This is a genomic window from Streptomyces sp. NPDC093598 (assembly GCF_044764825.1).
GTDB lineage: Bacteria > Actinomycetota > Actinomycetes > Streptomycetales > Streptomycetaceae > Streptomyces.
Map to the genome: position 1 here is coordinate 621,414 of NZ_JBIWIV010000002.1, position 25,120 is coordinate 646,533.

Annotated in this window: 25 protein-coding genes; 12 read left to right on the top strand and 13 right to left on the bottom strand. The window is 72.4% G+C overall.

Annotated elements, in window-relative coordinates; genetic code table 11:
• The first annotated feature begins 42 nt into the window (after window positions 1-42).
• The 3 genes from ACIRDU_RS08805 to ACIRDU_RS08815 all read left to right on the top strand — a co-directional run bounded on the left by ACIRDU_RS08805 (window position 43) and on the right by ACIRDU_RS08815 (window position 5,357).
• Window positions 43-3,084, top strand: coding sequence for an alpha-mannosidase (locus ACIRDU_RS08805; RefSeq protein ID WP_403576199.1), 3,042 nt, complete (start codon window positions 43-45; stop codon window positions 3,082-3,084).
• A gap of 4 nt (window positions 3,085-3,088) precedes the next feature.
• Entirely contained in the window at window positions 3,089-4,339 is a 1,251-nt protein-coding gene (locus ACIRDU_RS08810) for an alpha-L-fucosidase (protein WP_403576201.1), read from the top strand.
• Window positions 4,340-4,496: 157 nt separating this feature from the next.
• The gene (locus ACIRDU_RS08815) at window positions 4,497-5,357 is read left to right on the top strand and encodes a sulfotransferase family protein (RefSeq protein ID WP_403576203.1); all 861 of its coding nucleotides are present in this window, start codon (window positions 4,497-4,499) and stop codon (window positions 5,355-5,357) included.
• A 35-nt stretch (window positions 5,358-5,392) separates the two neighbouring features.
• On the opposite strand, the gene ACIRDU_RS08820 is transcribed toward ACIRDU_RS08815, so the two are convergent.
• Together ACIRDU_RS08820 and ACIRDU_RS08825 are read right to left on the bottom strand one after the other, a co-directional pair.
• Window positions 5,393-6,622 carry a GNAT family N-acetyltransferase gene (locus tag ACIRDU_RS08820; RefSeq protein ID WP_403576205.1) on the bottom strand — a complete coding sequence of 410 codons (1,230 nt, stop codon included), beginning with the start codon at window positions 6,620-6,622 and terminating at the stop codon, window positions 5,393-5,395.
• A gap of 157 nt (window positions 6,623-6,779) precedes the next feature.
• Entirely contained in the window at window positions 6,780-7,913 is a 1,134-nt protein-coding gene (locus ACIRDU_RS08825) for an ATP-grasp domain-containing protein (RefSeq protein ID WP_403576207.1), read from the bottom strand.
• Window positions 7,914-8,167: 254 nt separating this feature from the next.
• Between ACIRDU_RS08825 and ACIRDU_RS08830 the strand changes: the two genes are divergently transcribed.
• Window positions 8,168-9,028 (top strand): metallophosphoesterase family protein, encoded by an 861-nt coding sequence (locus ACIRDU_RS08830; protein WP_403576209.1) that lies wholly within the window; start codon window positions 8,168-8,170, stop codon window positions 9,026-9,028.
• On the top strand, window positions 9,025-9,684 hold the full coding sequence (locus ACIRDU_RS08835) for a 4'-phosphopantetheinyl transferase (RefSeq protein ID WP_403576211.1): 660 nt from the start codon (window positions 9,025-9,027) through the stop codon (window positions 9,682-9,684). The genes ACIRDU_RS08830 and ACIRDU_RS08835 overlap by 4 nt, the downstream gene beginning before the upstream one ends.
• A gap of 231 nt (window positions 9,685-9,915) precedes the next feature.
• On the opposite strand, the gene ACIRDU_RS08840 is transcribed toward ACIRDU_RS08835, so the two are convergent.
• The 3 genes from ACIRDU_RS08840 to ACIRDU_RS08850 form a co-directional block, all read right to left on the bottom strand.
• Complete coding sequence (locus ACIRDU_RS08840; protein ID WP_390978699.1) at window positions 9,916-10,140, bottom strand: hypothetical protein; 225 nt, start codon at window positions 10,138-10,140, stop codon at window positions 9,916-9,918.
• A 135-nt stretch (window positions 10,141-10,275) separates the two neighbouring features.
• Window positions 10,276-10,803 (bottom strand): toxin-antitoxin system, toxin component, encoded by a 528-nt coding sequence (locus ACIRDU_RS08845; RefSeq protein ID WP_403577333.1) that lies wholly within the window; start codon window positions 10,801-10,803, stop codon window positions 10,276-10,278.
• A 32-nt stretch (window positions 10,804-10,835) separates the two neighbouring features.
• Entirely contained in the window at window positions 10,836-11,495 is a 660-nt protein-coding gene (locus tag ACIRDU_RS08850; protein ID WP_361300244.1) for a helix-turn-helix transcriptional regulator, read from the bottom strand.
• Window positions 11,496-11,734: 239 nt separating this feature from the next.
• Here ACIRDU_RS08850 and ACIRDU_RS08855 point away from each other — a divergent pair, with 239 nt between their 5' ends.
• From ACIRDU_RS08855 to ACIRDU_RS08885, 7 genes are all read left to right on the top strand, one after another.
• Entirely contained in the window at window positions 11,735-12,394 is a 660-nt protein-coding gene (locus tag ACIRDU_RS08855) for a hypothetical protein (protein WP_403576214.1), read from the top strand.
• Window positions 12,395-12,467: 73 nt separating this feature from the next.
• Window positions 12,468-13,622, top strand: coding sequence for an NAD(P)/FAD-dependent oxidoreductase (locus tag ACIRDU_RS08860; RefSeq protein ID WP_403576216.1), 1,155 nt, complete (start codon window positions 12,468-12,470; stop codon window positions 13,620-13,622).
• Window positions 13,619-13,933 carry a (2Fe-2S)-binding protein gene (locus ACIRDU_RS08865; protein ID WP_403576218.1) on the top strand — a complete coding sequence of 105 codons (315 nt, stop codon included), beginning with the start codon at window positions 13,619-13,621 and terminating at the stop codon, window positions 13,931-13,933. The genes ACIRDU_RS08860 and ACIRDU_RS08865 overlap by 4 nt, the downstream gene beginning before the upstream one ends.
• A complete protein-coding gene (locus ACIRDU_RS08870) occupies window positions 13,923-15,287 on the top strand; it encodes an NAD(P)/FAD-dependent oxidoreductase (protein ID WP_403576220.1) in 1,365 nt (454 codons plus the stop codon). The genes ACIRDU_RS08865 and ACIRDU_RS08870 overlap by 11 nt, the downstream gene beginning before the upstream one ends.
• Window positions 15,284-16,174, top strand: coding sequence for a dihydrodipicolinate synthase family protein (locus ACIRDU_RS08875; protein ID WP_403576222.1), 891 nt, complete (start codon window positions 15,284-15,286; stop codon window positions 16,172-16,174). The genes ACIRDU_RS08870 and ACIRDU_RS08875 overlap by 4 nt, the downstream gene beginning before the upstream one ends.
• Before the next feature lie 9 nt (window positions 16,175-16,183).
• Window positions 16,184-17,185, top strand: a complete 1,002-nt coding sequence (locus ACIRDU_RS08880) for a proline racemase family protein (RefSeq protein ID WP_403576224.1) — start codon at window positions 16,184-16,186, stop codon at window positions 17,183-17,185.
• 38 nt (window positions 17,186-17,223) lie between these two features.
• The gene (locus ACIRDU_RS08885) at window positions 17,224-17,895 is read left to right on the top strand and encodes a GntR family transcriptional regulator (RefSeq protein ID WP_403576226.1); all 672 of its coding nucleotides are present in this window, start codon (window positions 17,224-17,226) and stop codon (window positions 17,893-17,895) included.
• 19 nt (window positions 17,896-17,914) lie between these two features.
• Here ACIRDU_RS08885 and ACIRDU_RS08890 read toward each other — a convergent pair whose 3' ends face one another.
• The 8 genes from ACIRDU_RS08890 to ACIRDU_RS08925 form a co-directional block, all read right to left on the bottom strand.
• Window positions 17,915-18,685: an ABC transporter ATP-binding protein gene (locus tag ACIRDU_RS08890; RefSeq protein ID WP_403576228.1), complete on the bottom strand. Its 771-nt coding sequence runs from the start codon at window positions 18,683-18,685 to the stop codon at window positions 17,915-17,917.
• 20 nt (window positions 18,686-18,705) lie between these two features.
• Window positions 18,706-19,521 carry an ABC transporter permease gene (locus ACIRDU_RS08895; protein ID WP_403576230.1) on the bottom strand — a complete coding sequence of 272 codons (816 nt, stop codon included), beginning with the start codon at window positions 19,519-19,521 and terminating at the stop codon, window positions 18,706-18,708.
• Window positions 19,521-20,294, bottom strand: coding sequence for an ABC transporter permease (locus tag ACIRDU_RS08900; protein ID WP_403576232.1), 774 nt, complete (start codon window positions 20,292-20,294; stop codon window positions 19,521-19,523). The genes ACIRDU_RS08895 and ACIRDU_RS08900 overlap by 1 nt, the downstream gene beginning before the upstream one ends.
• Entirely contained in the window at window positions 20,291-21,256 is a 966-nt protein-coding gene (locus ACIRDU_RS08905; RefSeq protein WP_403576234.1) for an ABC transporter substrate-binding protein, read from the bottom strand. Before ACIRDU_RS08905 ends, ACIRDU_RS08900 begins: the two co-directional genes overlap by 4 nt.
• Window positions 21,257-21,398: 142 nt before the next feature.
• Window positions 21,399-22,334 carry a PDR/VanB family oxidoreductase gene (locus tag ACIRDU_RS08910; protein WP_403576236.1) on the bottom strand — a complete coding sequence of 312 codons (936 nt, stop codon included), beginning with the start codon at window positions 22,332-22,334 and terminating at the stop codon, window positions 21,399-21,401.
• Window positions 22,331-22,510: a hypothetical protein gene (locus ACIRDU_RS08915; protein WP_403576238.1), complete on the bottom strand. Its 180-nt coding sequence runs from the start codon at window positions 22,508-22,510 to the stop codon at window positions 22,331-22,333. Before ACIRDU_RS08915 ends, ACIRDU_RS08910 begins: the two co-directional genes overlap by 4 nt.
• Entirely contained in the window at window positions 22,507-23,577 is a 1,071-nt protein-coding gene (locus tag ACIRDU_RS08920) for a Rieske 2Fe-2S domain-containing protein (protein WP_403576240.1), read from the bottom strand. The genes ACIRDU_RS08915 and ACIRDU_RS08920 overlap by 4 nt, the downstream gene beginning before the upstream one ends.
• Window positions 23,578-23,703: 126 nt before the next feature.
• Window positions 23,704-24,987, bottom strand: coding sequence for an MFS transporter (locus ACIRDU_RS08925; protein WP_403576242.1), 1,284 nt, complete (start codon window positions 24,985-24,987; stop codon window positions 23,704-23,706).
• Window positions 24,988-25,120: the final 133 nt, after the last annotated feature.

Here is a 25,120-nt window from a genome sequence, read left to right on the forward strand (position 1 = left end):
GTAAGCGCTTTCCCCGCTCGCCCCGCTTCCTGGAGACATCCCATGCACGACGAGAGCCGCCGCATCGAGGAGCGCGTGCAGCGCCTTCACGACCAGCGCATCAAGACCGCCGTCTACGCGGCCACCGTCCCCTTCGAGGTGGAGGCCTGGCAGGCCCCCGGGGAGCCGGTCCCGTTCGAGGAGGCCGCCGCCGCCTCCTACGAGCCGTTCGCCATGGGCACCCCGTGGGGTCCGCCCTGGGGTACCACCTGGTTCCGCATGCGCGGGCAGGTGCCGGAGGAGTGGGCGGGCCGCCGCGTCGAGGCCGTCATCGACCTCGGCTTCGTCGGCGACTGGCCCGGCAACCAGGCCGAGGCCCTCGTCCACCTCACGGACGGCACCCCGCTGAAGGCCGTCAACCCGCTCAACCAGTACGTGGCGATCGCCAACCCCGCCCGCGGCGGCGAGACGGTCGACTACCTGGTCGAGGCCGCCTCCAACCCGGACATCCTCGCGGACAACTTCGCGAAAACCACGCCCCTCGGCGACAAGCTCACCGCGGGCGACCGACCGCTCTACACCTTCCGCGCCGCCGACATCGCCATCCTCGACGAGGAGGTCTGGCACCTCGACCTCGATGTGCAGGTGCTGCGCGAGCTGATGCTGGAGCTCGGCGAGCACGACCCGCGCCGGCACGAGATCGCGCACGCCCTCGACCGGGCGATGGACCTGCTCGACCTGGACGACGTCTCCGGCTCGGCCGCCGCGGTGCGCGAGGCACTGAAGCCGGCGCTGTCCAAGCCCGCGCACGCCAGCGCGCACACGATCTCCGGCGTCGGCCACGCCCACATCGACTCCGCCTGGCTCTGGCCGATCCGCGAGACCAAGCGCAAGACGTCCCGCACCTTCTCCAACGTCACCTCGCTCGCCGACGAGTACGACGACTTCATCTTCGCCTGCTCCCAGGCCCAGCAGTACGAGTGGGTGCGCGACAACCACCCCAAGGTCTGGGCCCGCATCAAGGAGTCGGTCAAGAAGGGTCAGTGGGCGCCGGTCGGCGGCATGTGGGTCGAGGCCGACGGCAACCTGCCCGGCGGCGAGGCCGTCGCCCGCCAGTTCATCCACGGCAAGCGGTTCTTCATCGAGCACTTCGGCATCGAGACCAAGGGCGTGTGGCTGCCGGACTCCTTCGGCTACAACGCCGCCTACCCGCAGCTGGCCAAGCTCGCCGGCAACGAGTGGTTCCTCACCCAGAAGATCTCCTGGAACCAGACCAACCGGTTCCCCCACCACACCTTCTGGTGGGAGGGCATCGACGGCACCCGCATCTTCACCCACTTCCCGCCGGTCGACACCTACAACGCCCGCTTCAGCGGCGAGGAGATGTCCCGCGCGGTCCGCAACTACCAGGAGAAGGGCGGCGCCTCCCGCTCCCTGGCCCCCTTCGGCTGGGGCGACGGCGGTGGCGGCCCCACCCGCGAGATCATGGAACGCGCCCGCCGGCTGGCCGACCTGGAGGGCTCAGCGAAGGTCGTCGTCGAACACCCCGACGAGTTCTTCGCCAAGGCCCGCGAGGAGTACCCGGACGCGCCCGTCTGGGTCGGCGAGCTCTACCTGGAGCTGCACCGCGCCACCTACACCTCCCAGGCCCGCACGAAGCAGGGCAACCGCCGCTCCGAGCACCTCCTGCGCGAGGCCGAACTCTGGGCGACCACGGCCGCCCTGCACGCACCGGGCTACACCTACCCGCACGAAAAGCTGGACCGGCTCTGGAAGACGGTGCTGCTGCACCAGTTCCACGACATCCTGCCCGGCTCCTCCATCGCCTGGGTGCACCGCGAGGCCGAGGCTGAGTACGCCCGCGTCGCGCAGGAACTCCACGCGCTGACCGCCGAGGCGGTGGCCGCACTGGGTGCCGGCGGGCCCCGCGTCTTCAACGCCGGCCCCTACGACCGCGCCGAAGTGGTCCGCACCGCCGACGGCGCACCGGTGTACGTTCAGGTGCCCGCGAGCGGCTCCGCGCCCCTCGCCGACACCGCGCCTCCGCAGCCCGTGACGGTGGCCGGCCGGGTCCTCGACAACGGGATGGTCCGTGTCGAGGTGGCCGAGGACGGCACCCTGGCCTCCGTCCGCGACCTGCGCGCCGGCCGCGAGGTCCTGGCCGAGCCGGGCAACCTGCTCCGTCTGCACACCGACCTGCCCAACTACTGGGACGCCTGGGACATCGACAAGCACTACAAGAACCGCTACACCGACCTCCTGGACGCCTCGTCCGTCACGGTCGTCGAGCAGGACCCGCTGATCGGCGCGATCCGTGTCGAGCGGGTTTTCGGCAAGGGCTCCACGATCACCCAGACCATCACCGTCCGCGCCGGCAGCCCTCGCATCGACATCGAGACGGACATCGACTGGCACGAGACCGAGAAGATTCTCAAGGCGGCCTTCCCGGTCGACATCCGCGCCCCGCACTCCTCCGCCGAGATCCAGTTCGGCCACATCCAGCGCCCCACCCACACCAACACCAGCTGGGAGTCGGCCCGCTTCGAGGTCTCCGGCCACCGCTGGGTGCACCTCGGCGAACCCGGCTACGGCGTCGCCGTCATCAACGACTCCACCTACGGCCACGACGTCTCCCGCACGGTCCGCGAGGACGGAGGCACCACGACCACCGTCCGCCTCAGCCTGGTCCGCGCCCCGCGCATCCCGGACCCCGAGGCCGACCAGGGCCGCCACCGCTTCACCTACGCCCTGCTGCCCGGCGCGACCATCGAGGACGCCGTCGCCGAGGGCTACGCCCTCAACCTGCCGCTCCGGGTGGCCGACGCGGCAGGCGCACCCGAACCGGTCGTCTCCGCCGAGGGCGAGGGTGTGACCGTGGAGGCGGTCAAGCTCGCCGACGACGCCTCCGGCGATGTCGTCGTACGCCTCTACGAGTCCCGCGGCGGCCGCGCCACCGGCACCCTGCGCACCGGGTTCCCGCTCGCCGGGGCCCAGATCACCGACCTGCTGGAGCGCCCGCTTCAGGACGCGGAGATCACCGACGGTGCCGTCGCCCTCGCCCTGCGGCCCTTCCAGATCCTGACCCTGCGCCTCCGGAGGGGCTGACCCCATGGCCATGCAGCCGTGGTTCGAGGACGCCAAGCTCGGCATCTTCGTCCACTGGGGCATCTACGCCGTCGACGGCGTCCAGGAGTCCTGGTCGTTCTACGACGACATCGTCCCGCACGACCGGTACATGTCCCAGCTCGACCGGTTCACGGCCGCCCGCTACGACCCGCGCGACTGGGCGAGGCTCTTCGCGCGGGCAGGCGCCAAGTACGCCGTCCTGACCAGCCGTCACCATGACGGGGTCGCGCTGTGGGACACCGCGTACGGCGACCTGAACGTGGGCCGTGACCTGATCGGCGGCTACGCCGAGGCCCTGCGCGAGCAGGGCCTCAAGGTCGGCCTCTACTACTCGCACTCCGACTGGAACCACCCCGACTACGCCTCCACCCGCAAGCCCGGCCGCCCGCCGGAACTCCAGGACAACCGCTACTCCGAGGTCGCCGCCGAGTTCGAGGATCTGGACGCCTGGGAGAGGTTCCTCGCCTACCGCGACGGCCAGATCCGCGAACTCACCAGCCGCTACCGGCCCGACCTGATGTGGTTCGACGGCGAGTGGGACCGCAGCGAGGAGCAGTGGCGCATCCCCGCACTCGCCGCCCTCATCCGCTCCGAGGTGCCCGACGTCGTCTTCAACGCTCGCATGCTCAGCGAGGGCGACTACGCCACCCCCGAGCAGGGCGCCCCCGTCATACCCCCGCAGGGCCCCTGGGAGCTGTGCCTCACGATCAACGACTCCTGGGGCCACCAGCACCACGACCACCACCACAAGTCCGTCGACCAGCTGATCCGCTACTTCACCGAGACCATCGGCGGCGGCGGGAACCTGCTCCTCAGCGTCGGCCCGCGGGAGGACGGCACGATCACGGACGAGCAGGCTCAGCGGCTGGAAGGGCTCGGCGACTGGATCGCCGGGCACGCCGAAGCCGTGTACGGAACCGTACGAGGACTCCCGTCGGGCCATCACTACGGCCCGAGCACCCTCTCCAAGGACCGTCGCACGCTCTACCTGACCCTCTTCGACGCGCCGCGCGCCGAGATCAACGTCCGCGGCCTGCTCAGCGGAGTCCGCAGGGTCTCGGTCGTGGGCAGCGGCACCGAACTGTCCCATCACGTCACCGGCGGCCTCCACGAGACACCCGGCATCCTCTGGATCGAACCCCCCGCGGCGGCGGACCTCGACCCGCACGCCACGGTGCTGGCCGTCGAACTGGAAGGAGAACTGGAGCTGTACCGCGGAGCCGGCCGATTCTGACGAAAGTTTAAGAAGCGGGAAAGTAACCTGCTCACGGACGGTATGTGGACGCCCGTGAGCACGCCGGTTCGCCTCCTGGACATCTTGAGTTCGCCCCTTCCCCCTGGGATGCGGAATGCCCGGCGAAAGGAAAGGTGTCACGGTGGGAGACCCGCGTATGTCTGCGATCGGCAAGGGACTGAAGCGTCGCGGAAGGCTGGTGATGCAGGCGGTCAGTCCCCCGCGCCGGGACCTCGACGCCATCCCGGGCCCCCGCCCGGCCGCCGAGACCTACACCGCCCCACCCGCCCCCCGGCTGGTGGACTCGCCGGTCTTCGTCCTGTCGTCGGTGCGCTCCGGATCGACCCTGCTGCGGGTCCTGCTCAACAGTCACAGCCGCATCCGCGCCCCGCACGAGATGCACCTGCGCACCGTGCACGTCAACCTGTCCCGCGAGTTCACCGCGGACGCCATGCGGGCACTCCACCTCGACAAGGACGAGCTGGAGCACGTGCTGTGGGACCGGGTGCTGCACCTCGAACTCACCCGCAGCGGCAAGGACGTCATCGTCGACAAGACCCCGCCGAACACCCTCATCTGGCCCCGGCTGCGCCGATGTTGGCCCCAGGCCCGCTACATCCTGCTGCTCCGCCACCCCGGCGCCGTCGTCGCCTCCCTCACCGAACGGCGCGCCGACCCCGATCCCGAAGCCGTCCGCGCCGAGGTCCTCCATTACAGCGAGAAGCTGGAGGAGGCCCGCCGAAGCCTCGACCCCCATGTGATCACCTACGAGGAGCTGACGGCGGGCCCGGAGCGGGTCACCCGCGGCATCTGCGACCACCTCGGGCTGCCCTGGGAGCCCAGCATGCTCGACTACGGCAGCAGGGACCACGGCACCTTCCGCCCTCAGCTGGGCGACTGGTCCAGCACCATCAAGTCCGGCCGCATCCAGACGGCCCGCACCGCCGACCCGGACATGGAGCTGCCCCCACGCCTGACGGAACTCGCCCGGGCGTGGGGGTACGGCGTCCAGGTGTAGCGACCCGGAGCCTGTGCCGGGGGGCGAGCGCGCGGTCAGAACCAGTGCAGGCAGTGCGGGGAGCGGTCGGCGCGGAAGAGGGCGTCAGCCAGGGTGGCCGCGCCCGGGTGGTGGGCCCGGATGTGTCCGGCACGCACCAGCGTGCTCGGGGCGGTGCCGCCGAGGTAGACGGAGCCCAGGTCGCACACGTCCAGGGACAGGTCGGGCTCCCGGTCCGTCGGAACGCAGTCGGCTTCGCCGTCCCGGACGGTCAGCAGGTAGCGGCCGTGCTCACCGAGGAACGGGTCCTCGACGTGAAGGACGAGCTCACCGTCCGTGAACCAGCCGCGCGCGGTCAGCGCACGCGGGACGTCCAGCAGCCGCACCCAGAGCCAGTCCATGTCGCCGCTCACCTCGCCGGCGCGGAAGTCCGCGAGCTGCCGGCGCAGCGGGTGATCGGGCGGGATGTGCTGGAAGACGACCTGGGAGACCAGGTCGTGTCCGAGCGCGAACCGGGCCAGGGCCGTGAAGACGGCGTCGTCGGCGGCGATGGTCTCGTCGACCGTGAGAGTGCCGGACTCGATCGCGTAGCTGGCGTACCCGTCCGGGACGCCGTCGGTGTCACGGTGAACGGCGACGTAGCGCGGCGCCGGGGAGATCGGGGGCTGCCCCGCGCGCAGGGCCCACCAGCGGTGCGGCCGGGACAGCGCACCGGGCTGGGCGCGGCGATACCGGTCGTAGACCTCTTCCAGGATCTCGCCGCACTCGGCACGACGCAGCACCTCGACCGAACCGTCGTCCGGGCCGGTCGCCGGTGCGTCGGCCACTGCGCGCGCCCGGGGAACGGCCAGGGCGGCCCTGTGGCGCGGCACCGTCAGCCGCGCCGTGCTGGTCGCCGGTCCGTAGCCGAACCTGCCGTAGATCGTGGCCTCGGAGGCCAGCAGCACGGAGAGGAACTCCCCGCGGGCCCGCAACTCGGTGAGCTGATGCCGCATCATCGCGCGGAGCACGCCCTGGCGCCGGTGCGAGGGCAGGACGCCGACGGCGGTCACCCCGGCGGCCGGGACGAAGGTCTCACCGGGCAGAGTCAGCTCGAAGGAGTGCGTGGCCGCGGTGCCGACCGGCCGCCCGTCCACCGTCAGGGCGAGCAGGCAGCGGTCCGTTTCGAGCGCCGACCACCAGAGCCCGCCGCCCTCGGTCGGGGTCTCCGGGAAGTGCCCGAACGCGGCATGGACCGTGTCGACGAAGACGTCGAGGTCCTCATCGGTGGTGGAACGAATTTCCATCGCTGCCGCTGCCTCCTCGGAAACCGGCACCACGATCGTGGTGTCCGGCCACAGTGCAGCGTTGACGCGTGGCCGGGGCAAGCGAATTACGGCCGGTCAGGCGCTGGCCTGTGCCGTGCAGTGGGCGCCCGCCCCGGCGGATGTCCCGGTCAGAGCACTAGAGAGGCAGGGCCTCGACCGTGGCCTGCGGGGCCGGCGCCCCGACGGAGTCGACGGGCACCACGGGAAGCGGCTCCGCGGTCGCCTCGGCCCGCTGCTGCGGCAAGGACACCGGCCGCAGCGGACGCGGCCCCGACACCACCGTGTAGTCCTGGCCCAGGAACGGCGGAGCCATCTCGCCCGGGTCCTCGCCCAGGGCCAGCTGCACCGCCGCCCAGGGGGCGTTGACGCCGCACAGGGACAGCTGGTGCAGTCCGCCGGCCGGGCGGGTGTTGACGTCCATGAGCACCGGCCGGTCGCCGAACATCCGGAACTGGATGTTGGACAGGTAGTGCAGACCGAAGCCCTCCGCGATCCGCCGGGCCGGGTCCAGCCACTGCTCGTGCAGGGTGAAGCCCCGGCGGCGGCCGTTCTTGGTGCGGCCCACCGCCAACCGGACCCGGTTGTCCGGGCCGGTCAGGCAGTCCACCGACACCTCGGGCTGCTCCAGACGCGGCATCACCAGCCAGTCCACCGGCTCCCCGGCACCCCGCAGCGCCTCCAGCACCAGATCGAGCGGCACGTACGGGCTCGGGAACCCGCTCAGCTGCGCCAGCGCGAAGGGCGTACGCGTGATCACGCGGAAGCCCACCCCGCCGGCCCCGGACGCCGGCTTGAAGCACGCCTCGTGCCCGCCGGCCTCCAACTCCTCCACCGCGGCGACGAGTTCGTCCTCCGAGCGGACCCGGTACCACGGCGGCACCGGCACACCGATCGCCTGGACCGCCTCGTAGGCGATCACCTTGTCGTGGAAGACGGCCACGGCCTCGGGCGGCGGCGCCAGCACCGCCGTACCGGCCGCCTCGAACTCGGCGCGGTGCGCCACGATCGCCGACTGGTGCAGCCGGGGCACGAACACGTCGATCCCGCGCCGCGCGCACTGGTCCAGCGCGTACTCGACGTACCCGGCGGGGGACAGGTTCTCGGGCTCCAGCTCGGCGGTGTCGGCGGCGGCCAGCACGGGCGAGTCGGGGTCACCGTGGGTGGCATGGATCTCGACGGCCCGGTCGCTGGGATTTCTCCGCAGCTGATCCATGAAGAACACGTTCTCCGCGTACGTGCGGTTGAGCCAGACGCGTACGCGAGAGACCATGCAGGCCGCCTTTCACGGTTCGCGGGCAGGGCTGAGCAGCCCGTGCCCGGGCAGAAGAAGGGAGGGACACCAAACCGCCCCTGTGAAAGGGAAGTTCCCAGCGGTGGTGTTGGGCCAGATCATACGGCTTCGGCGGGCCTCGTCGTGCAACGCGCGTGTGAAGGATTCTCCCGCCACGGCCGTCGGGTCGCTCTTGTCCCGGTCGCACGGATGTGATCTCTTGGGGGCGTCCGGGTGCGCGGAGGGGGCGAGAGGTGACGTCGACGGCCGGTGGCGCCGCACAACTGCTGGCCATCAGCGATCTGCACATCGGTTACCCGGAGAACCGCGCCCTGGTCGAGGGCATGCGGCCGGGGACGGACGACGACTGGCTGCTCGTGGCCGGGGACGTCGCGGAGACCGTGGCGGACATCCGCTGGGCCCTCGAGCAGCTCGCGGGCCGCTTCCGCAAGGTCGTCTGGGTGCCCGGCAACCACGAGTTGTGGACCCATCCGAGCGATTCCGTCACCCTGCGCGGTGTCGCCCGGTACGAGCATCTGGTCGAGCTGTGCCGCGAACTCGGCGTCACGACACCCGAGGACCCCTACCCCGTCTGGGACGGCCCCGGCGGCCCGGTGGCCGTCGCCCCGCTGTTCCTGCTGTACGACTACTCGTTCCTGCCGGCCGACTGCACGACCAAGGAGCAGGGCCTGGAGTACGCGCGGGGCACCGGGATCGTCTGCACCGACGAGCACCTGCTGCACCCCGACCCCTACCCGAGCCGGGAGGCCTGGTGCCGGGCCCGGGTCGCCGAGACCGAACGCAGACTCGCCGAACTGCCCGGCGACCTGCCGGTGATCCCCGTCAACCACTACCCGCTGCACCGGCACCCGATGGACGTCCTGTGGCACCCCGAGTTCGCCATGTGGTGCGGCACCGGCCTGACCGCCGACTGGCACCGCAGGTTCCGCGTCCACACGATGGTCTACGGCCATCTGCACATCCCCCGCACCACCTGGCACGAGGGCGTGCGCTTCGAGGAGGTGTCGGTGGGCTACCCGCGCGAGTGGCGCAAGCGGTCCCGGCCGCCGGGGCGGCTGCGGCGCATCCTGCCGAGGGAGGGCGAGGAGCGGTGATCGAGGAACTGCTGCCGGAGACCGTGGTCACCGTGGAGGCGTACGGGGACGAGGACGCGGCCACCCCGCTCTACCCCGAGGAGGCGGCGCTCGTGACACGGGCGGTCGCCAAGCGGCGCAGGGAATTCGCCGTCGTGCGCTCCTGCGCCCGCAGCGCCATGGAGAAGCTCGGCGTGCCGCCGCAGGCGATCCTGCCCGGGGAACGCGGCGCCCCCGGCTGGCCGGCCGGGCTGGCGGGCAGCATGACCCACTGCGACGGCTTCTGTGCCGCCGCCCTGGTCCGCGTCGCCGACCTGGCGTCCCTCGGCATCGACGCCGAGATCCACGGCCCGCTGCCCGAGGGCGTCCTGCCGTCCGTGTCCCTGCCGGCCGAGGCCGACCGGCTGCGGCGGCTGGCGGCCGAGCGCCCCGACATCCACTGGGACCGGCTGCTGTTCAGCGCGAAGGAGTCCGTCTACAAGGCGTGGTTCCCCCTCACCGGACAGTGGCTGGACTTCATGGAGGCCGACATCGAGCTCACCGCCGACGGCACCTTCCGGGCGACGCTGCTCGTCCCCGGACCGCGCGTGGGTGACCGCCGTGTCGCCCACTTCGACGGCCGCTGGACGACGGGGCGGGGCATGATCGCGACGGCGGTCACGGTCCCCCACGCCTGACCCCGCTCCCCGGACCTCCCCCTCGGAACCGAGGCCGAGGCTGCCCCTCGGCCCCCGGAAACCCGGGCGGACGGCCGGGGCCGGCGGCTGGGCTGCGGCACCCGCTTCCGGCCGGGGCCGGGGCCTGCTCCCGGCCCGCGGCCCGGGTCGTCCGTCAGGCTCCACGTCCCGTTCCCGGCACACGGCCGGGGTCATCCGGCAGGCTCGGGACCCCCTTCCCGGAGGACCAGGTCAGGGGCCCGGCTCGGGGCACCAGTTCTCCAGGAGGCGGAAGAACGCCTCCTCGTTGCCGGTCAGGCCGGCGCGCTCCAGGGCCTGCTCCGCCTCGGCGAGCACCGTGGGCGGCACGAGCGGCGGACCGCCCTCCAGGTCGAAGGCGGCCCGGACGGTGTGCAGCAGCCGCAGATAGGCCTGGACGGCGGTGCGTTCACGATCGGTCAGGACGGCGGTGGGCATCGGTCGGCTCTCCCCGTGTCGGCGTCGTCGGTCAAGCGCCCTCGCGCAGCGGTGGCGCACCCCCAGCTTGCCGTCCACCACTGACAATCCGGCCCCGCCGCCCTCCGGTTCGCCCGCTCGGCGGCGAACGGACTGTCAGCCCTGCGGTCCGCGATACCCCAGCGACGCCTCGATCCGCCCCGCCAGATGGTCCCGCTGCACCGGCCCCCGCGACGAACCGGCCAGCCACGCCCGGCACTTGCTGGCGAGCAGCAGGCCGAAGCTCTCGGCCTCCTTCTCGTCGTCGAGGTCGAAGCGGGTGCGTGCGGCGACCTTCAGCACGGTCGCCTGGAGGTCGGCGCCGTCGTCCAGCAGCCGGGCCGCGACGGCGGCGCCCTCGACGTGGTGGGAGCAGTGCCCGGCCTTCATGTGCCACAGCTCGTGGCCCAGGATCACCAACTGGTGATCGGGAGCGGTGCGTTCCTCGATCACGACGAGGTCCTGCTCGGCCATGTCCAGCCAGAGCCCGCTGGCGGTGCCGGGCGGGAAGGCGGCCGTACGGAAGCGGACGGGGCGGCCGCGGCGTCTGCTCATGCCGTCGCACAGGGCCGCGTACAGCTCATCGGGCCGTGCCGGGGCGGGGAGGGTCAGCTCCGCGACCAGCTCGCCGCACAGGCGGCGCATTTCCTTACCGATGCCCACAGTTCTCCCCACGGTCACGACTCGGGCCGCTTGACGCTCTCCAGGAGCATGTCCAGCCACTCCGCGACTTTGTCGCGGTGCTGGTCGGTGGGCAGTTGCGCGGCCCGCCAGGCGATGCCGCGCACGCCGTGGTCCTGCAACAGCCGCTCCAGCGGGTCGTCCGCCGCAGCGGCCGCCTCCCGCTCGCGGTCGGCGAGCTTCTGCAGCAGCTCCTGCTCGGTGTGCTGGAGGGCGCTCACGAGCGCCTCGGGGTCCTCGGCCGTCAGGAAACCGGCGTGCACCCGGAAGAACCGCTGGAGGGCGTCGCAGTGCTCCATGGTCGGCCGCCGGTCGCCGTTGATGAGGGCGCCGGCCTGCTGGCGGGACATGCCCGCGCCGTCGGCGATCTCCTGCTGGGTGTACTTGCGGCCGTTGGGCTTGAGCCGGGTCCGGCGCAGCAGGTCCAGGCGCTGCAGGAACCGCGCCTGCACATCGGGCTCGCCCGCCGGCCGGCCACTGAGCAGGGCCTTGACCACGGGGTCCGGGACCCCGGAGGCGACGGACAGCCGGCCGATGTCGAAGACCTCGGCGTGCGGCACGCCGAGCCGGTCGGCGAGCGCGCCGACACGGGAGACGACGGCCGGTAGCACGGCCGTCGGCGTGGCGCCCGGTCCCTCGACGAAGCCACCCGTCACCGACAGATCTCCTACGTGTCTCACAGGCTTCTCACAAGTGGATGCCGTGACCTACCCCCGGCGTGAACTTCCCGGAGCGTAGCCGGTGCTTCGAACTCACATCCAGGTCTCGCCACAACTGTGGCCAATTTCAGCCGTCAACAGGCATGGAATGCCACGATAGTTGACACGCCTCAGCTCGGGGCAGCAGGATCGGGGCGCCGCGTCAAGGCCGCAGAGGCAAGAGGGGTGACCTCCCGATGGCATATCAGGCAGGAGGGCAGCGGCCGGCACCGCGGCCCGTCCCCGAGACTCCCGAGGCCCAGGCCTACCTGGAGGACTACGCCGGGCTTCTGGAGGGTGTCTCCTTCCCCTCGCTCGTCGTCGACCACTGCTGGGACGTGGTGCTGACCAACGGCGCCTTCCGGTCACTTTTCCGTGACGTCGGCCCCCACCCGACGGCCATGCCGGACGACAACTTCCTCAGGTTCGTGCTGTTCCACCCCGACGCCCCCACGGTGCTCGGCGAGCACGAGGCGAGCTGGTGCCTTCCGATGCTCGCCCACTTCGCGCGGACCGTGGAGACGCACGGCCCCGACCACGGCCTGCAGTCCATCCGCCGTGACATCGCGCAGGACCCGATCATGGAGGCCGCCTACCGGCACGGCCTGCCGCACTGGATCCGCGCGGTCGGCGAGGACGCCGTCGAGCAGGACGGTGCCGTACGGCCGCTGCTGCACCCCGATCCGCGAAGGGGCGCCACCGAGTGCCGGGTCGTCGTCGAGACGTCCAGGACGCTCGAGGAACTGGGCTGCGCCCGGGTCACGTTCGTCCTGCGCGAGGCCCGCCGCGCTCCGGCCCGGGAGCGCCGCACCCGCCGTACCGCCTCCCACCTGACGGTCGTCCCCACGGCCGACTGACCGTCCCCACGCGTTCTGCGCCACCCCGGTCGGCACCCTTCCGAGGCCCTGTGGTGTGTGACATAGTACTGCTGTGAGCGAGTCGCTGACCTGCGATGTCGTGGTGGTCGGGGCCGGTGTGGTCGGCGCCGCCGCCGCACTGTACGCGGCCCGCGCGGGCCTGGACGCCGTCGTGGTGGACCGGGGCCCGGTGGCCGGCGGGACGACCGGAGCGGGGGAGGGGAACCTCCTCGTCTCCGACAAGGAGCCCGGACCGGAGCTCGAACTGGCCCTGCTCTCCGCCCGGCTGTGGGCGGACCTGGCCCGGGAGGGGCTGGGCGAGGCCGTCGAGTACGAGGCCAAGGGCGGTGTCGTCGTCGCCGCCACGGACCGGGCCCTGGCCGGGCTGGAGCAGCTCGCCGCCGAGCAGCGCGCGGCCGGGATCGAGGCGGTCCCGGTGCCGTCCGGCCGGCTCACCGACCTGGAGCCGTATCTGACCCCCGGCCTCGCGGGCGGCATGCACTACCCGCAGGACGCCCAGGTGATGCCCGCCCTCGCCGCGGCACACCTGCTGCGCGCCTCGAAGGCCCGGGTGCTCACCGGCCGGGAGGTGACCGGGGTCCTGCGCGGCCCGGGCGGTGCGGTGCGCGGCGTGCGGACCGACCGGGGCGACCTCCACGCACCCGCGGTCGTCAACGCGGCCGGCACCTGGGGCGGCGAGGTGGCGGCCCACGCCGGAGTGTGGCTGCCGGTGCTGCCCCGGCGGGGCTTCGTCCTGGTCACCGAACCGCTGCCGCCCCGTATCCGGCACAAGGTGTACGCCGCCGACTACGTGGCCGACGTCGCCAGCGACTCGGCGGCACTCCAGACCTCCCCGGTGGTGGAAGGCACCCCGGCCGGGCCGGTCCTCATCGGCGCCAGCCGTGAACGGGTCGGCTTCGACCGGTCGCTGTCGCTCCCGGCGCTGCGCGCGCTGGCGGCGGGCGCCACGGGCCTCTTCCCGTTCCTCGCCGGAGTCCGGGCCGTGCGGTCGTACGCCGGCTTCCGGCCGTATCTGCCGGACCACCTGCCCGCGATCGGCGCCGACCCGAGGGCGCCCGGGCTCTTCCACGCCTGCGGACACGAGGGCGCCGGCATCGGTCTCGCCACCGGCACCGGGCACCTCATCGCGCAAGTGCTGACCGGGCGGACACCCGACCTGGACCTCGCCCCGTTCCGGCCCGACCGCTTCACCGAGGAGGCCGAGTGAACCCGCTGGACCTCGCGGAGGCCAGGCCCGGCCCCGCCTTCACGGTCACCTTCGACGGGCGGCCCGTCGAGGCGCTGCCCGGGCAGACGGTCGCCGCCGCGCTGTGGGCCGCGGGCGTCACCGCCTGGCGCTCCACCAGAGGCGAGGGCCGTCCACGCGGGGTGTTCTGCGGGATCGGCGTCTGCTTCGACTGCCTGGTGACCGTCAACGGCCGCCCCAACCAACGGGCCTGCCTGGTGCCGGCACGGCCGGGAGACGTGATCGCCACGCAGGACGGGACGGGCCACCGGGAGGTGTGTCATGCGGACTGACCTCGCCGTGATCGGCGCCGGACCGGCCGGGCTCGCCGCCGCCCTTGCGGCCTCCGCGCGCGGCGTCCGGGTCACACTCGTCGACGCCGCGACACAGACCGGCGGACAGTTCTACCGGCAGCCCGCCGCCGGACTCGGCGCAGGGCGGCCCGAGGCACTGCACCACCGGTGGCGGACCTGGGAGCGGTTGCGGGACGGGCTCGCCGCCAGTGCCGTGCGCGTGCTGACGGATCACCACGTCTGGAGCGTGGAGCACACCGCGGACGGCTTCGCCGTGCACGCCCTGCTCGGACCGGAGCAGGAGGAGTCCGTCGAGGTGCACGCCCGCGCCGTGCTCCTGGCCACCGGCGGCTACGAGCAGGTGCTGCCCTTCCCCGGCTGGACCCTCCCCGGCGTCGTCACGGCCGGGGGAGCCCAGGCCATGCTCAAGGGCGGGCTCGTGGCGGCGGGGCGCCGGGCGGTCGTGGCCGGGACCGGGCCGCTGCTGCTGCCCGTGGCGACCGGGCTCGCGGCAGCCGGCGTCGAGGTCGCCGCGCTCGTCGAGTCGGCCGGCCCCAGGCGCCTCGCCCGCCACGGGCGGGCCCTGGCCGGCAAAATCCCCGAGGGCGCCGGGTACGCCGCCCGGCTGCTGCGCCACCGCGTCCCGGTCCTCGTCCGGCACACCGTCGTCCGCGCCCACGGCGACGAACGGCTGACCGGCGTCACCGTCGCAGCCCTCGACACCGACGGGCGCGTCCGACCCGGCACCGAGCGGCACCTGCCCTGCGACACCCTCGCCGCCGGGCACGGCATGCTCCCGCACACCGACCTCGCCGAGAGCCTCGGCTGCCGCCTCGACGGGCTCGCCGTGGCCGTCGACACCGAGCAGCGCACGGACGTGCCCGGCGTGTGGGCGGCCGGGGAGGCCACCGGCATCGGCGGCGCCGCCCTCGCCCTCGCCGAGGGGCACATCGCCGGCCGCTCCGCCGCCGCGCGCCTTCAGGGCACCGCCCCCGATCCCGCTCCCGCCGCCCTCACGTCCCGTACCCGGCTCAGGAGGTCCGCCGCCGCCCTCGACACCGCCTACGCGCCTCCCGCGCACTGGCCCGAGCGGATCACCGACGACACCGTGGTCTGCCGCTGCGAGGAGGTCACCGCCGGGGCCGTGCGCGAGGCCCTGAATCTCGGAGCGGGCGACGAACGCACCGTGAAGCTGCTCACCCGGGCCGGGATGGGCTGGTGCCAGGGCCGGATGTGCGGCACCGCGGTGTCCGGTCTCGCCGGCTGCGCGCCCACGCCGGCCAAGCGCCCGTTCGCCCGCCCCGTGCCGCTCGGCGTCCTCGCCCGGCAACACCCCCAGGAGGGACTGTCATGACCGATCACCGCCCCTGGCGCGGAGTCCTCGTCGCCACCGCGCTCCCGCTGAACGACGACCTCTCCGTCGACCACGACCGGTACGCCGAGCACTGCGCCTGGCTGGTCGAGAACGGCTGCGACGGCGTCGTACCGAACGGCTCCCTCGGCGAGTACCAGGTGCTCACGCCCGAGGAGCGGGCCCGGGTCGTCGAGACGGCCGTCGCCGCGATCGGCGGGGAGCGCGTGATGCCCGGCGTCGCGGCGTACGGGTCCGCCGAGTCCCGGCACTGGGCCGAGCAGGCCGGTGAGGCCGGCTGCCGCGCGGTGATGCTGCTGCCGCCGAACGCCTACCGCGCCGACGAGCGCTCCGTCCTCGCCCACTACGCCGAGGTCGCCAGGTCGGGCCTGCCGGTCGTCGCGTACAACAACCCGATCGACACCAAGGTCGACCTCGTGCCCGAGCTGCTCGCCCGGCTGCACGGCGAAGGGCACATCCAGGGCGTGAAGGAGTTCTCCGGAGACGTCCGCAGGGCCTACCGGATCGCCGAACTCGCCCCCGAGCTGGACCTGCTGATCGGCGCGGACGACGTCCTGCTGGAGCTGGCCGTCGCGGGCGCCAAGGGCTGGGTGGCGGGCTACCCGAACGCGCTGCCCCGGGCGTCGGTGGAGCTGTACCGCGCGGCGGTCGAGGGCGACCTCGGCACCGCGCTGCCCCTGTACCGGCAGCTGCACCCGCTGCTGCGCTGGGACTCACGCGTGGAGTTCGTCCAGGCCATCAAGTTGTCGATGGACATCGTCGGCCGCCACGGCGGACCCTGCCGCCCGCCCCGCGCGACGCTGCTGCCCGAGCAGGAGGCGGCGGTTCGTGCCGCCACGGAGAAGGCCGTCGCGGCCGGACTGGCCTAGGGAGCGACCATGCGCAGCAGACTCGTCCTGCACGCCGTCGACTCGCACACCGAGGGCATGCCGACCCGCGTGATCACCGGCGGCATCGGCACCATCCCCGGCGCCACCATGAACGAGCGGCGGCTGTGGTTCCGCGAACACCGCGACGACGTCAAGCAGTTGCTGATGAACGAGCCGCGCGGCCACTCCGCCATGAGCGGCGCGATCCTCCAGCCGCCGACCCGGCCCGACTGCGACTGGGGCGTCGTCTACATCGAGGTCTCCGGCTATCTGCCGATGTGCGGGCACGGCACCATCGGCGTGGCGACCGTGCTGGTCGAGACCGGCATGGTCGAGGTCGTCGAGCCGGTCACCACCATCCGGCTCGACACCCCGGCGGGCCCGGTCGTCGCCGAGGTGGCCGTCGAGGACGGGGCCGCCAAGGCGGTCACCCTCCAGAACGTGCCCTCCTTCGCCGTCGGCCTCGACCGCAGGATCACCCTCGCCGACGGCCGGACGGTGACGTACGACCTCGCGTTCGGCGGCAACTTCTACGCCGTCCTGCCGCTGGAGCAGTTCGGCCTGCCCTTCGACCGGTCCCGCAAGGACGAGATCCTCGCCGCGGGCCTGTCCCTCATGGCCGCCGTCAACGCCGAGGCACCGCCCGCCCACCCGGAGGACCCGTCCATCCACGGCCTCCACCACGTCTACCTGGCCGCCCCCGGCTCGACCGCCCGCCACTCCCGGCACGCGATGGCCATCCACCCCGGCTGGTTCGACCGCTCGCCCTGCGGCACGGGCACCAGCGCCCGCATGGCGCAGCTGCACGCCCGCGGCGAACTGCCCCTGCACACCGAGTTCGTGAACGAGTCCTTCATCGGCACCCGCTTCACCGGCAGACTGCTCGGCACCACCGAGGTCGCCGGCCGCCCGGCCGTGCTGCCCAGCTTCACCGGACGCGCCTGGATCACCGGCACCGCCCAGTACCTGCTGGACCCCGAGGACCCGTTCCCGACGGGATTCGTCCTGTAGCACCCCTGTTCGCGGAGAAGAGAGGAACCCCGACCGTCATGGCCCCGCAGCACACCCCCGCCCTGCCCGTGCTGGGCAGCAGGAAGCCCAGCCACCGGGAGCGGGTCGCGGACGCGCTGCGGGCCGCCCTGATCACCGGTGAACTGCGGCCCGGCGAGGTCTACTCGGCCCCCGGCCTCGCCGCCCGGTTCGGCGTCTCCGCCACACCCGTGCGCGAGGCCATGCTCGACCTGGCCAAGGAGGGCCTGGTCGACACCGTGCCCAACAAGGGCTTCCGCGTCACCGCCGTCTCCGAGCAGCAGCTCGACGAGTACACCCACATCCGGGCACTGATCGAGATCCCCACGACGGTCGGCCTCGCGGTGACGGCCGATCCGGTGGCCCTGGAGGCGCTCCGCCCGGTCGCCCGGGAGATCGTCACCTCCGCCGCGGCGGGCGACCTCATCGCCTACGTCGAGGCCGACCTGCGCTTCCACCTCGGCCTGCTGGCCCTCGCGGGCAACGGCCATCTCGTCGACGTCGTACGGGACCTCAGACGCCGCTCCCGGCTGTACGGGCTGACGGCGCTGGTGGAGCAGGGGCGGCTGGAGGCGTCGGCCGAGGAGCACCTGGAGATCCTGGACGCGCTGCTCGCCCGCGACGAGGGGGCCGTACGGGAGGTGATGATCCGGCACCTGGGGCATGTCCGGGGCCTCTGGGCAGCACCCTGAACAGCCGGACGTCATCTGCTCAGTGGCCGTGCTTCGCCGCCTGGATCTCCTCGTACACCCGGGTCCGCAGCTCGGCGAAGCGCGGTGCCACGCGCGTGTGCATCTGGTCCCGCTCGGCCGGCAGATCGACTTTCAGCTGCTCCTGGACGACGGTGGGGGAGGCGGACAGCACGATCACCCGCTCGCCGAGGTACACGGCCTCGTCGATGTCATGGGTGACGAACAGGATCGTGATCCCGCGCTCCCGCCACAGCCGTCGTACCAGGTCCTCGAGTTCGGCCCGGGTCTGGGCGTCCACCGCCGCGAACGGCTCGTCCATCAGCAGCACCTCGGGTTCGTACGCCAGCGCTCGGGCGATGGCCACCCGCTGCTGCATCCCGCCCGACAACTGCCACGGATACGCCCCGGAGGCCTCCGCGAGTCCCACCGACTCCAGCGCGTCCGCGACCAGCGCGCGGCGCCGCTCCCTGCTCAGCCTCTTCTGCTTCAGGGGCAGTTCGACGTTCTGCCCGACCCGCATCCACGGAAACAGGCTGCGGCCGTACTCCTGGAACACGAACGCCATGCCGGGCGGCGGCCCGTCCACCGGGCGGCCCGCGAGCCGCACCTCACCCGCGGTCGGGGCGAGCAGTCCGCCGACGCACTTCAGCAGGGTCGTCTTGCCGCAGCCCGACGGGCCGACGAGACACACCAGTTCCCCAGCCGCCACGCTGAAGGTCAGGTCGCGCACCGCCTCGGTCCGCCGCCCGGAACCCTCGTAGACCTTGTGCAGGCCCTGTACGTCGAGCATGGACCGCCCTTTCGCGAGGTTCACGGGGACCGCCGGCCGGCCTCGCGCAGGCCGTGGTACCAGCCGAGCACCCGCCGCTCGGCCAGCCGGAAGAGGACCGAGAGGAGGAAGCCGAGCAGACCGAGGAGCAGGATCCCGGTCCACATGTCGGGGATGGCGAAACCGCGCTGGAACTGCACGATGGTGAAGCCGAGGCCGTTGTCGGCCGCGAACATCTCGCTGATCACCATGAGGATGATCCCGATCGACAGCGCCTGGCGCAGACCCGCGAAGATCTGCGGGCTCGCCGAGCGCAGCACCACGTCCCGCAGCCCGGCCGCGCCCGTGATGCCGTAGGAGCGGGCCGTCTCGGCCAGGACCGGGTCGACCGCCCGGACACCCTCGACCGTGTTGAGCAGCACCGGCCAGACACAGCCGCTCGCGATCACGGCGATCTTCATCGTGTCGCCGATGCCGGCGAACAGCATGATGACCGGCACCAGCACCGGCGGCGGCACCGCCCGCAGGAACTCCAGCACCGGCTCGCACAGCGCCCGCACCCACCGGTAGGAGCCGATGACCGTGCCGAGCGCCACCCCCGCGACGGCCGCCGCGGTGTAACCCGCCGCGAGCCGCAGCACGCTGGGCACCACGTCCCCGCGCAGCCGCTCGCCCGTCCAGACGTCCGGGAAGGCGCCGAAGATCGTCCGCAGCGGTGGCCAGTAGACGTTCGTACTGCCGGCCGATGCCGCCCACCAGACGGCCACCAGCACCGCGGGCAGAGCGACCGCGAACACCAGCCGCAGCAGGGCCCTCCCCCAAGCTCTCGACGCCGCTCGACCAGGGGGGACCCCCATCACACCGCCACCTCCCCGCGCACCGACTGGTGCCAGGCCAGCGCCCGCCGCTCCACCGCCCTCGCCCCCACGTTGATCAGCAGCCCGAGCATCCCGGTCACCACGATCAGCGCGTACATCTCCGGCACCGCCTGCGAGGTCTGTGCCACCGCGATCCGGGCACCCAGACCCGGGGCGCCGATGACCAGTTCGGCGGTGACGGCGAGGATCAGCGCCACGGCCGCGGCCAGCCGCACCCCGGTCATGACGTACGGCAGCGCCGTCGGCCACAGCACGTGCCTGATCCGCGCCCAGGCGCCCAGGCCGTACGAGCGGGCCGTCTCCTCCGCGACCGGGTCGACGTCCCGCACGCCGTACAGGACCTGGATCAGCACCTGCCAGAACGAGGCGTAGACGACCAGCAGCAGCACCGAGCGCAGTTCCGTGCCGTACAGCAGCACCGCCAGCGGGATCAGTGCCACCGACGGGATGGGCCGCAGGAACTCGATGGCCGAGGCCGTCACCTCGCGCAGATACGGCACCACGGAGATTACCACCCCCGCGACGACACCCGCGCTCACCGCGATCGCCAGGCCCAGCGCCCAGCCGGTCAGGGTGTCGCCGAGCGCCGACCAGAAGGCGGTGTCGGAGAGTTCACGGCCGAGCGCGTCGGCGATGCGGCCGGCCGGCGGGACGTAGTCCTCGTCGACCAGGCCGAGCCGCGGCACCGCCTCCCACAGGAGGAGGAACACCGCCGGCCCGGCCGCACCGAGGGCCGCGTCGGCGCCCCTCACGGCAGCAGCTCGTCCAGGTCCGGCGCCTTCTCGAACAGGCCGTCCCGCTCCCCGAGTTCGGCCAGCCGCTCGATCGACGGCCGGTCCGGCTCGGCCGGATAGCGGGGCAGGGTCAGCTTCTCCAGCAGGGTGGTGGGGATCTTCGTGTAGGTGGTGAGGATCTGCCGCACCTCGTCCGGGTGGCTGTCGGCGTACTTCAGCGACTCGGCGGTCGCCTCCTGGAACTTCTTCACCAGTTCCGGGTTCTTGTCGGCGAACCGCTGGGAGGTGAAGTACATGGCCACGGTGAGGTCCGGTGACACGTCGTAGAAGTTCGACGCGATCTCTTTCCCGCCCGCGGCCTTGACGGTGGCCAGGGCGGGCTCCGGGGTGCACGCCGCGTCGACCTGCCCGCCGTCCAGCGCGGCCGGCATCTGGTCGAAGGGCATCTCGACGAACTCGACCTTCGAGGGGTCGCCCCCGTCCTTGCGGACGGACTCCTTGATCGAGGTGTCGCAGATGTTGCTGAGGGTGTTGACCGCCGCCTTCTTGCCCTCCAGCTGCTTGGCGGAGGTGAGGGGGGAGCCCTTCCGTACGGTGATGGCCGCGAAGTCGGCACCGCCCTTGCCCGTGGACGCGGCCCCGTTCGCCACGGCCTTGACGGGCATGTTCTTGGACCGGGCGACCAGCAGCGACGTGGTGTTGCTGAAGCCGAACTGGAACTGCCCGGACACGACTCCGGGCACGATCGCGGCCCCGCCCTGGGCCGGTGACAGCTCCAGCTCGAGGCCGCGATCGGCGTAGAAGCCCTGCTTCTCGCCCAGGTAGAGGGGGGCGACGTCCAGCACGGGGACGACACCGACCTTGACGGTGGTGGGGCCGGACGGGCCGGCCTCGCCCTCCCCGCCGGGGCCGGACGAGCCGCAGGCGGTGACGGTGGCCAGGACGGACCAGGCCACGAGGCCGACGAGCAGGCGACGCATGGCTCCCCCTGTGGGACCGGCTGACGTGCTCCGACAGGCTGTGCGCAGGCAGTACGGACGTGCTCAGCGGGAACCTAGAGCCCGCCGGGAGCCATGGTCAATGCACGTGCGGTGAAGGCTCGTTGAAACGAGCACTTTCGGGTCACAGGTCCAGCACGAGCCGCTTCCCGTTGCAGCGGGACACGCAGATGAGCATGGTCTCGCCCGCCGCGCGTTCGTCCTCCGTCAGGACGGAGTCCCGGTGGTCCGGCTCCCCGTCGAGGACATCGGTCTCGCACGTGCCGCAGGTCCCCTCGGTGCAGGAGTACAGCACCTCGACCCCCGCGCCGCGCACGGCGTCGAGCACGGACACGTCCGGCGCGACGGTGAGTGTTCTGCCGCTCCGCGCCAGCTCCACCTCGAACTCGGTGTCGCCCCCGGTCTCCTGCTCCTTCGGCCGGAAACGCTCGACCCGCAGGGCCCCGGACGGGCACCGGGCCTCCACCGCGTCCAGCAGCGGCCCCGGGCCGCAGCAGTAGACGAGCGTGCCCTCGGCCAGGTCGTCCAGCACGGAGGGCAGGTCCAGCAGGCCCGTCTCGTCCTCGGGCGCGATCGTCACCCGGTCCCCGTAGCGGCCCAGTTCCCCGGCGAACGCCATGGACCGGCGGGTGCGCCCGCCGTAGAGCAGGGTCCACTCGGCGCCCGCCGCCTCGGCCGCGGCCAGCATCGGCAGGATCGGGGTGATGCCGATGCCGCCCGCGACGAAGCGGTACCGGGGAGCGGGCTCCAGGCCGAAGTTGTTCCGGGGCCCGCGCACCCGCACCTCGGCGCCCTCGCCCAGCTGCTCGTGCACATGGGCCGAGCCACCCCGCCCGGCGCTCTCACGCAGCACCGCGATCCGCCAGGCCGACCGGTCCGCCGGGTCGCCGCACAGCGAGTACTGCCGCTCCAGACCCGGCTCCAGCAGGACGTCGACGTGGGCGCCCGGCTCCCACGCCGGAAGCGGCTCGCCCAGCGGATGGCGCAGGGTGAGGGCGAGCACGCCGTCGGCCGCGAACTCCCTCCGTCCGACGACCAGTTCGGCTTCGTACACATTCATGAGCTGTTTCCTCGAGGCTCGTCGACGCTGTGCCCCCGCGGATGGGCGAGCATCCACTCCCACATCTCGACCGGGTCCTGCGCGGTGTGTTCACGGCCGCAGTGGCACGTGCCGTGCAGGGTGTCGGTGCCGGGCAGCCAGGCGATGCGGTAGACCTCGCCGGTCGAAGCGGTCACCGGACCTTCTCCACGGGCTTCTCGCCCTGCTCCACCAGCCGGGCGAGGATACGGCGGGCGGCCAGACCACCGGTGTCGATGTTGATGCTCAGCTCCTGGTAGCCGGTGCGTTCGGTGCCGAGCGTCCTCTGCAGCAGGTTGAGCGCGGTGACGTCCTGCATCACGACGGTGTGGTTGTTGCCGCGCAGGAACTCGGTGACCTCGGCGTCGTCCGTGGCCCAGTCCCGGGAGACCGCCCAGAAGTCGTACACCGTGCCGTCGCCGGACGGGGTGATCGCATACGTGATCTCGGTGTGGAAGCCGTTCGGGTCGCTGCCGTCCGCCTCGGGCAGCACACCGACCGGGGCGATACGGCTGTGCAGCAGATACAGACAGGGGGCGTGGTACTCGATGTCCTGCCAGCGGGTGATCCGGCCCTCGATGCCGGTGGACTTCGCGTAGAACGGCGGGCACTCGGCGTCGTCCATGTGCCGGCTCACCCGGACGATCCCGGCACCCTCGTCGACCTCGGTGGTGATCGGCGTCTCGGCGACCTCGGGGGTGCCGATGTAACCGCCGTGCAGATACGTCTCGTGGGAGAGGTCGAGGAGGTTGTCGACGAGCAGGCCGTAGTCGCAGTCGATGGGCTCCATCCCGCGCACGGTGACCCAGCCGGGGGAGTCGAGGTGCCGGGCCCGGGGGACGGCCTGCGGGTCGGCGAGCGCCGGGTCGCCGATCCACACCCAGATCAGCGAGTCCTGCTCGACGACCGGGTAGGAGGCGACCCGGGCGGTGCGCGGCACCCGTTTCTGCCCCGGCACGTACACGCAGGTACCGGACGTGTCGTACGTGAACCCGTGGTACCCGCACACGATCCGGTCCCCGTCCAGCCGCGTCGGCGCCTGCGACAGCGGATAACGGCGGTGCACGCACCGGTCGTGCAGGACGACCGGCGTGCCGTCCCCCTCGGTCCGGTACAGCACGAGCGTCTCACCGAGGATGGTCCGGCCGAGCAACTCCCGCCCGACCTCATGGCTGTAGGCGGCGACGTACCACTGGTTCCTGGCGAAGGCGGTCATGTGAGGCATGGGCGCAGGCTCCCGTCTCTTGTCGTGCCGTCATCGTCGGCGCGGGGCTCCCGGCGCCGCAACGGTCCTTCCGCCCCACGGAAGCCGTCGTCGAGCCCGGCGTGGTCGCCGTCACGGCGTGCCCGCTCACCGCCGCAGCGGTGCGTGAGCCGTCTCCGGCAGCCGCAGATACACCAGCGACGACACCAGGCAGATCACCGCGACGTACCACGGGAACAGCCCCGAATACCCCTGCTCCTTGAACAGCGTGCCCACGTAGGGGGCCGTGCCGCCGAAGAGGGCCACCGTCAGGGAGTAGGGGAAGCCGATGCCGGCCGCGCGGACCCGGGGCGGGAAGATCTCCGCGTTCACGGCCGCGCTGATCGAGGTGAAGCCGGTCAGCAGCACCATGCCGGCGCACTGCACGAGCAGCAGCACGGCGAACGAGTCGCGCAGGGTGTGCAGCAGGGGCACGGCGAGCAGGGCGAAGCCGAGGCCGAAGAAGAGCAGCAGGGGGCGGCGGCCGAAGCGGTCGGAGAGCAGGCCGCCGAGCGGTTGCAGGAGAGCGAAGAAGGCCAGTGAGATCGTGCCCGCGAGCAGCGCGTCCGACTTCTCCACCCCTGCGTTGAGCTCGGCGTACGTCGGCAGGTACGACGTCCACGTGTAGTAGGCGATGGTGCCGCCCGCCGTGATGCCGCCGATGAGGAGCGACTCGCGCGGGTGCCGGCGCAGCGCCTCGAACAGACCCGGGCGCGGAGCCCGCTGCTGCTCGGCGCTGCGGGTCTCCTGCGCGCCTTGCCGGATCCAGAAACCGACCAGGCTGAGCACGGCCCCGAACACGAACGGCACCCGCCAGCCCCAGCCGTTCATCTGCCCGTCGTTCAGCGTGTCCACCAGCAGTGTGGCGATGCCGGAGGCGACGAGCTGCCCCACCGTCGTCGACACGTACTGGAAGCTGGAGAACAGCCCGCGCCGGCCGGGGCCCGCCGACTCGACCAGGAAGGTCGTCGAGGCCGCGAACTCGCCCCCCACGGACAGGCCTTGGAGCAGCCGGGCGAGCACCAGGATCACCGGCGCGAGGACGCCCACCGTGGCGTACGTCGGGGTCAGCCCGACCAGCAGGCTGCTGGCGCCCATCAGCAGGATGGTGACCGTCAGCGCGGCCCGCCTCCCGTGCCGGTCCGCGACCGCGCCCATCAGCAGCCCGCCGACCGGCCGCATGAAGAAGCCCACCGCGAACACCGCGAACGTGGACAGCAGCGGCACGAGGGAGTTGTCCGCGCTCTTCGGGAAGACCTGGGCGGCGATGTAGGTGGCCAGAAACGTGTAGGCGTACCAGTCGTACCACTCCACCGCGTTGCCCACGGAAGCGGCGAGGAGCTGGCGGACGGGCCGTTTCGTCGGCGGGGAAACCGTCTGGGTCGCTGTCACGACCCTCACCCTCCCCTGAGAACGCCCCGGCACACCTGGCGTACCGGCGACTTTCACACGAGTGTCACCGGCCCCTTCCTTGTCGTTTGGTGTCCCTGAAACACTCCTTCCGCGCAGATTCCGTCATGTTCCG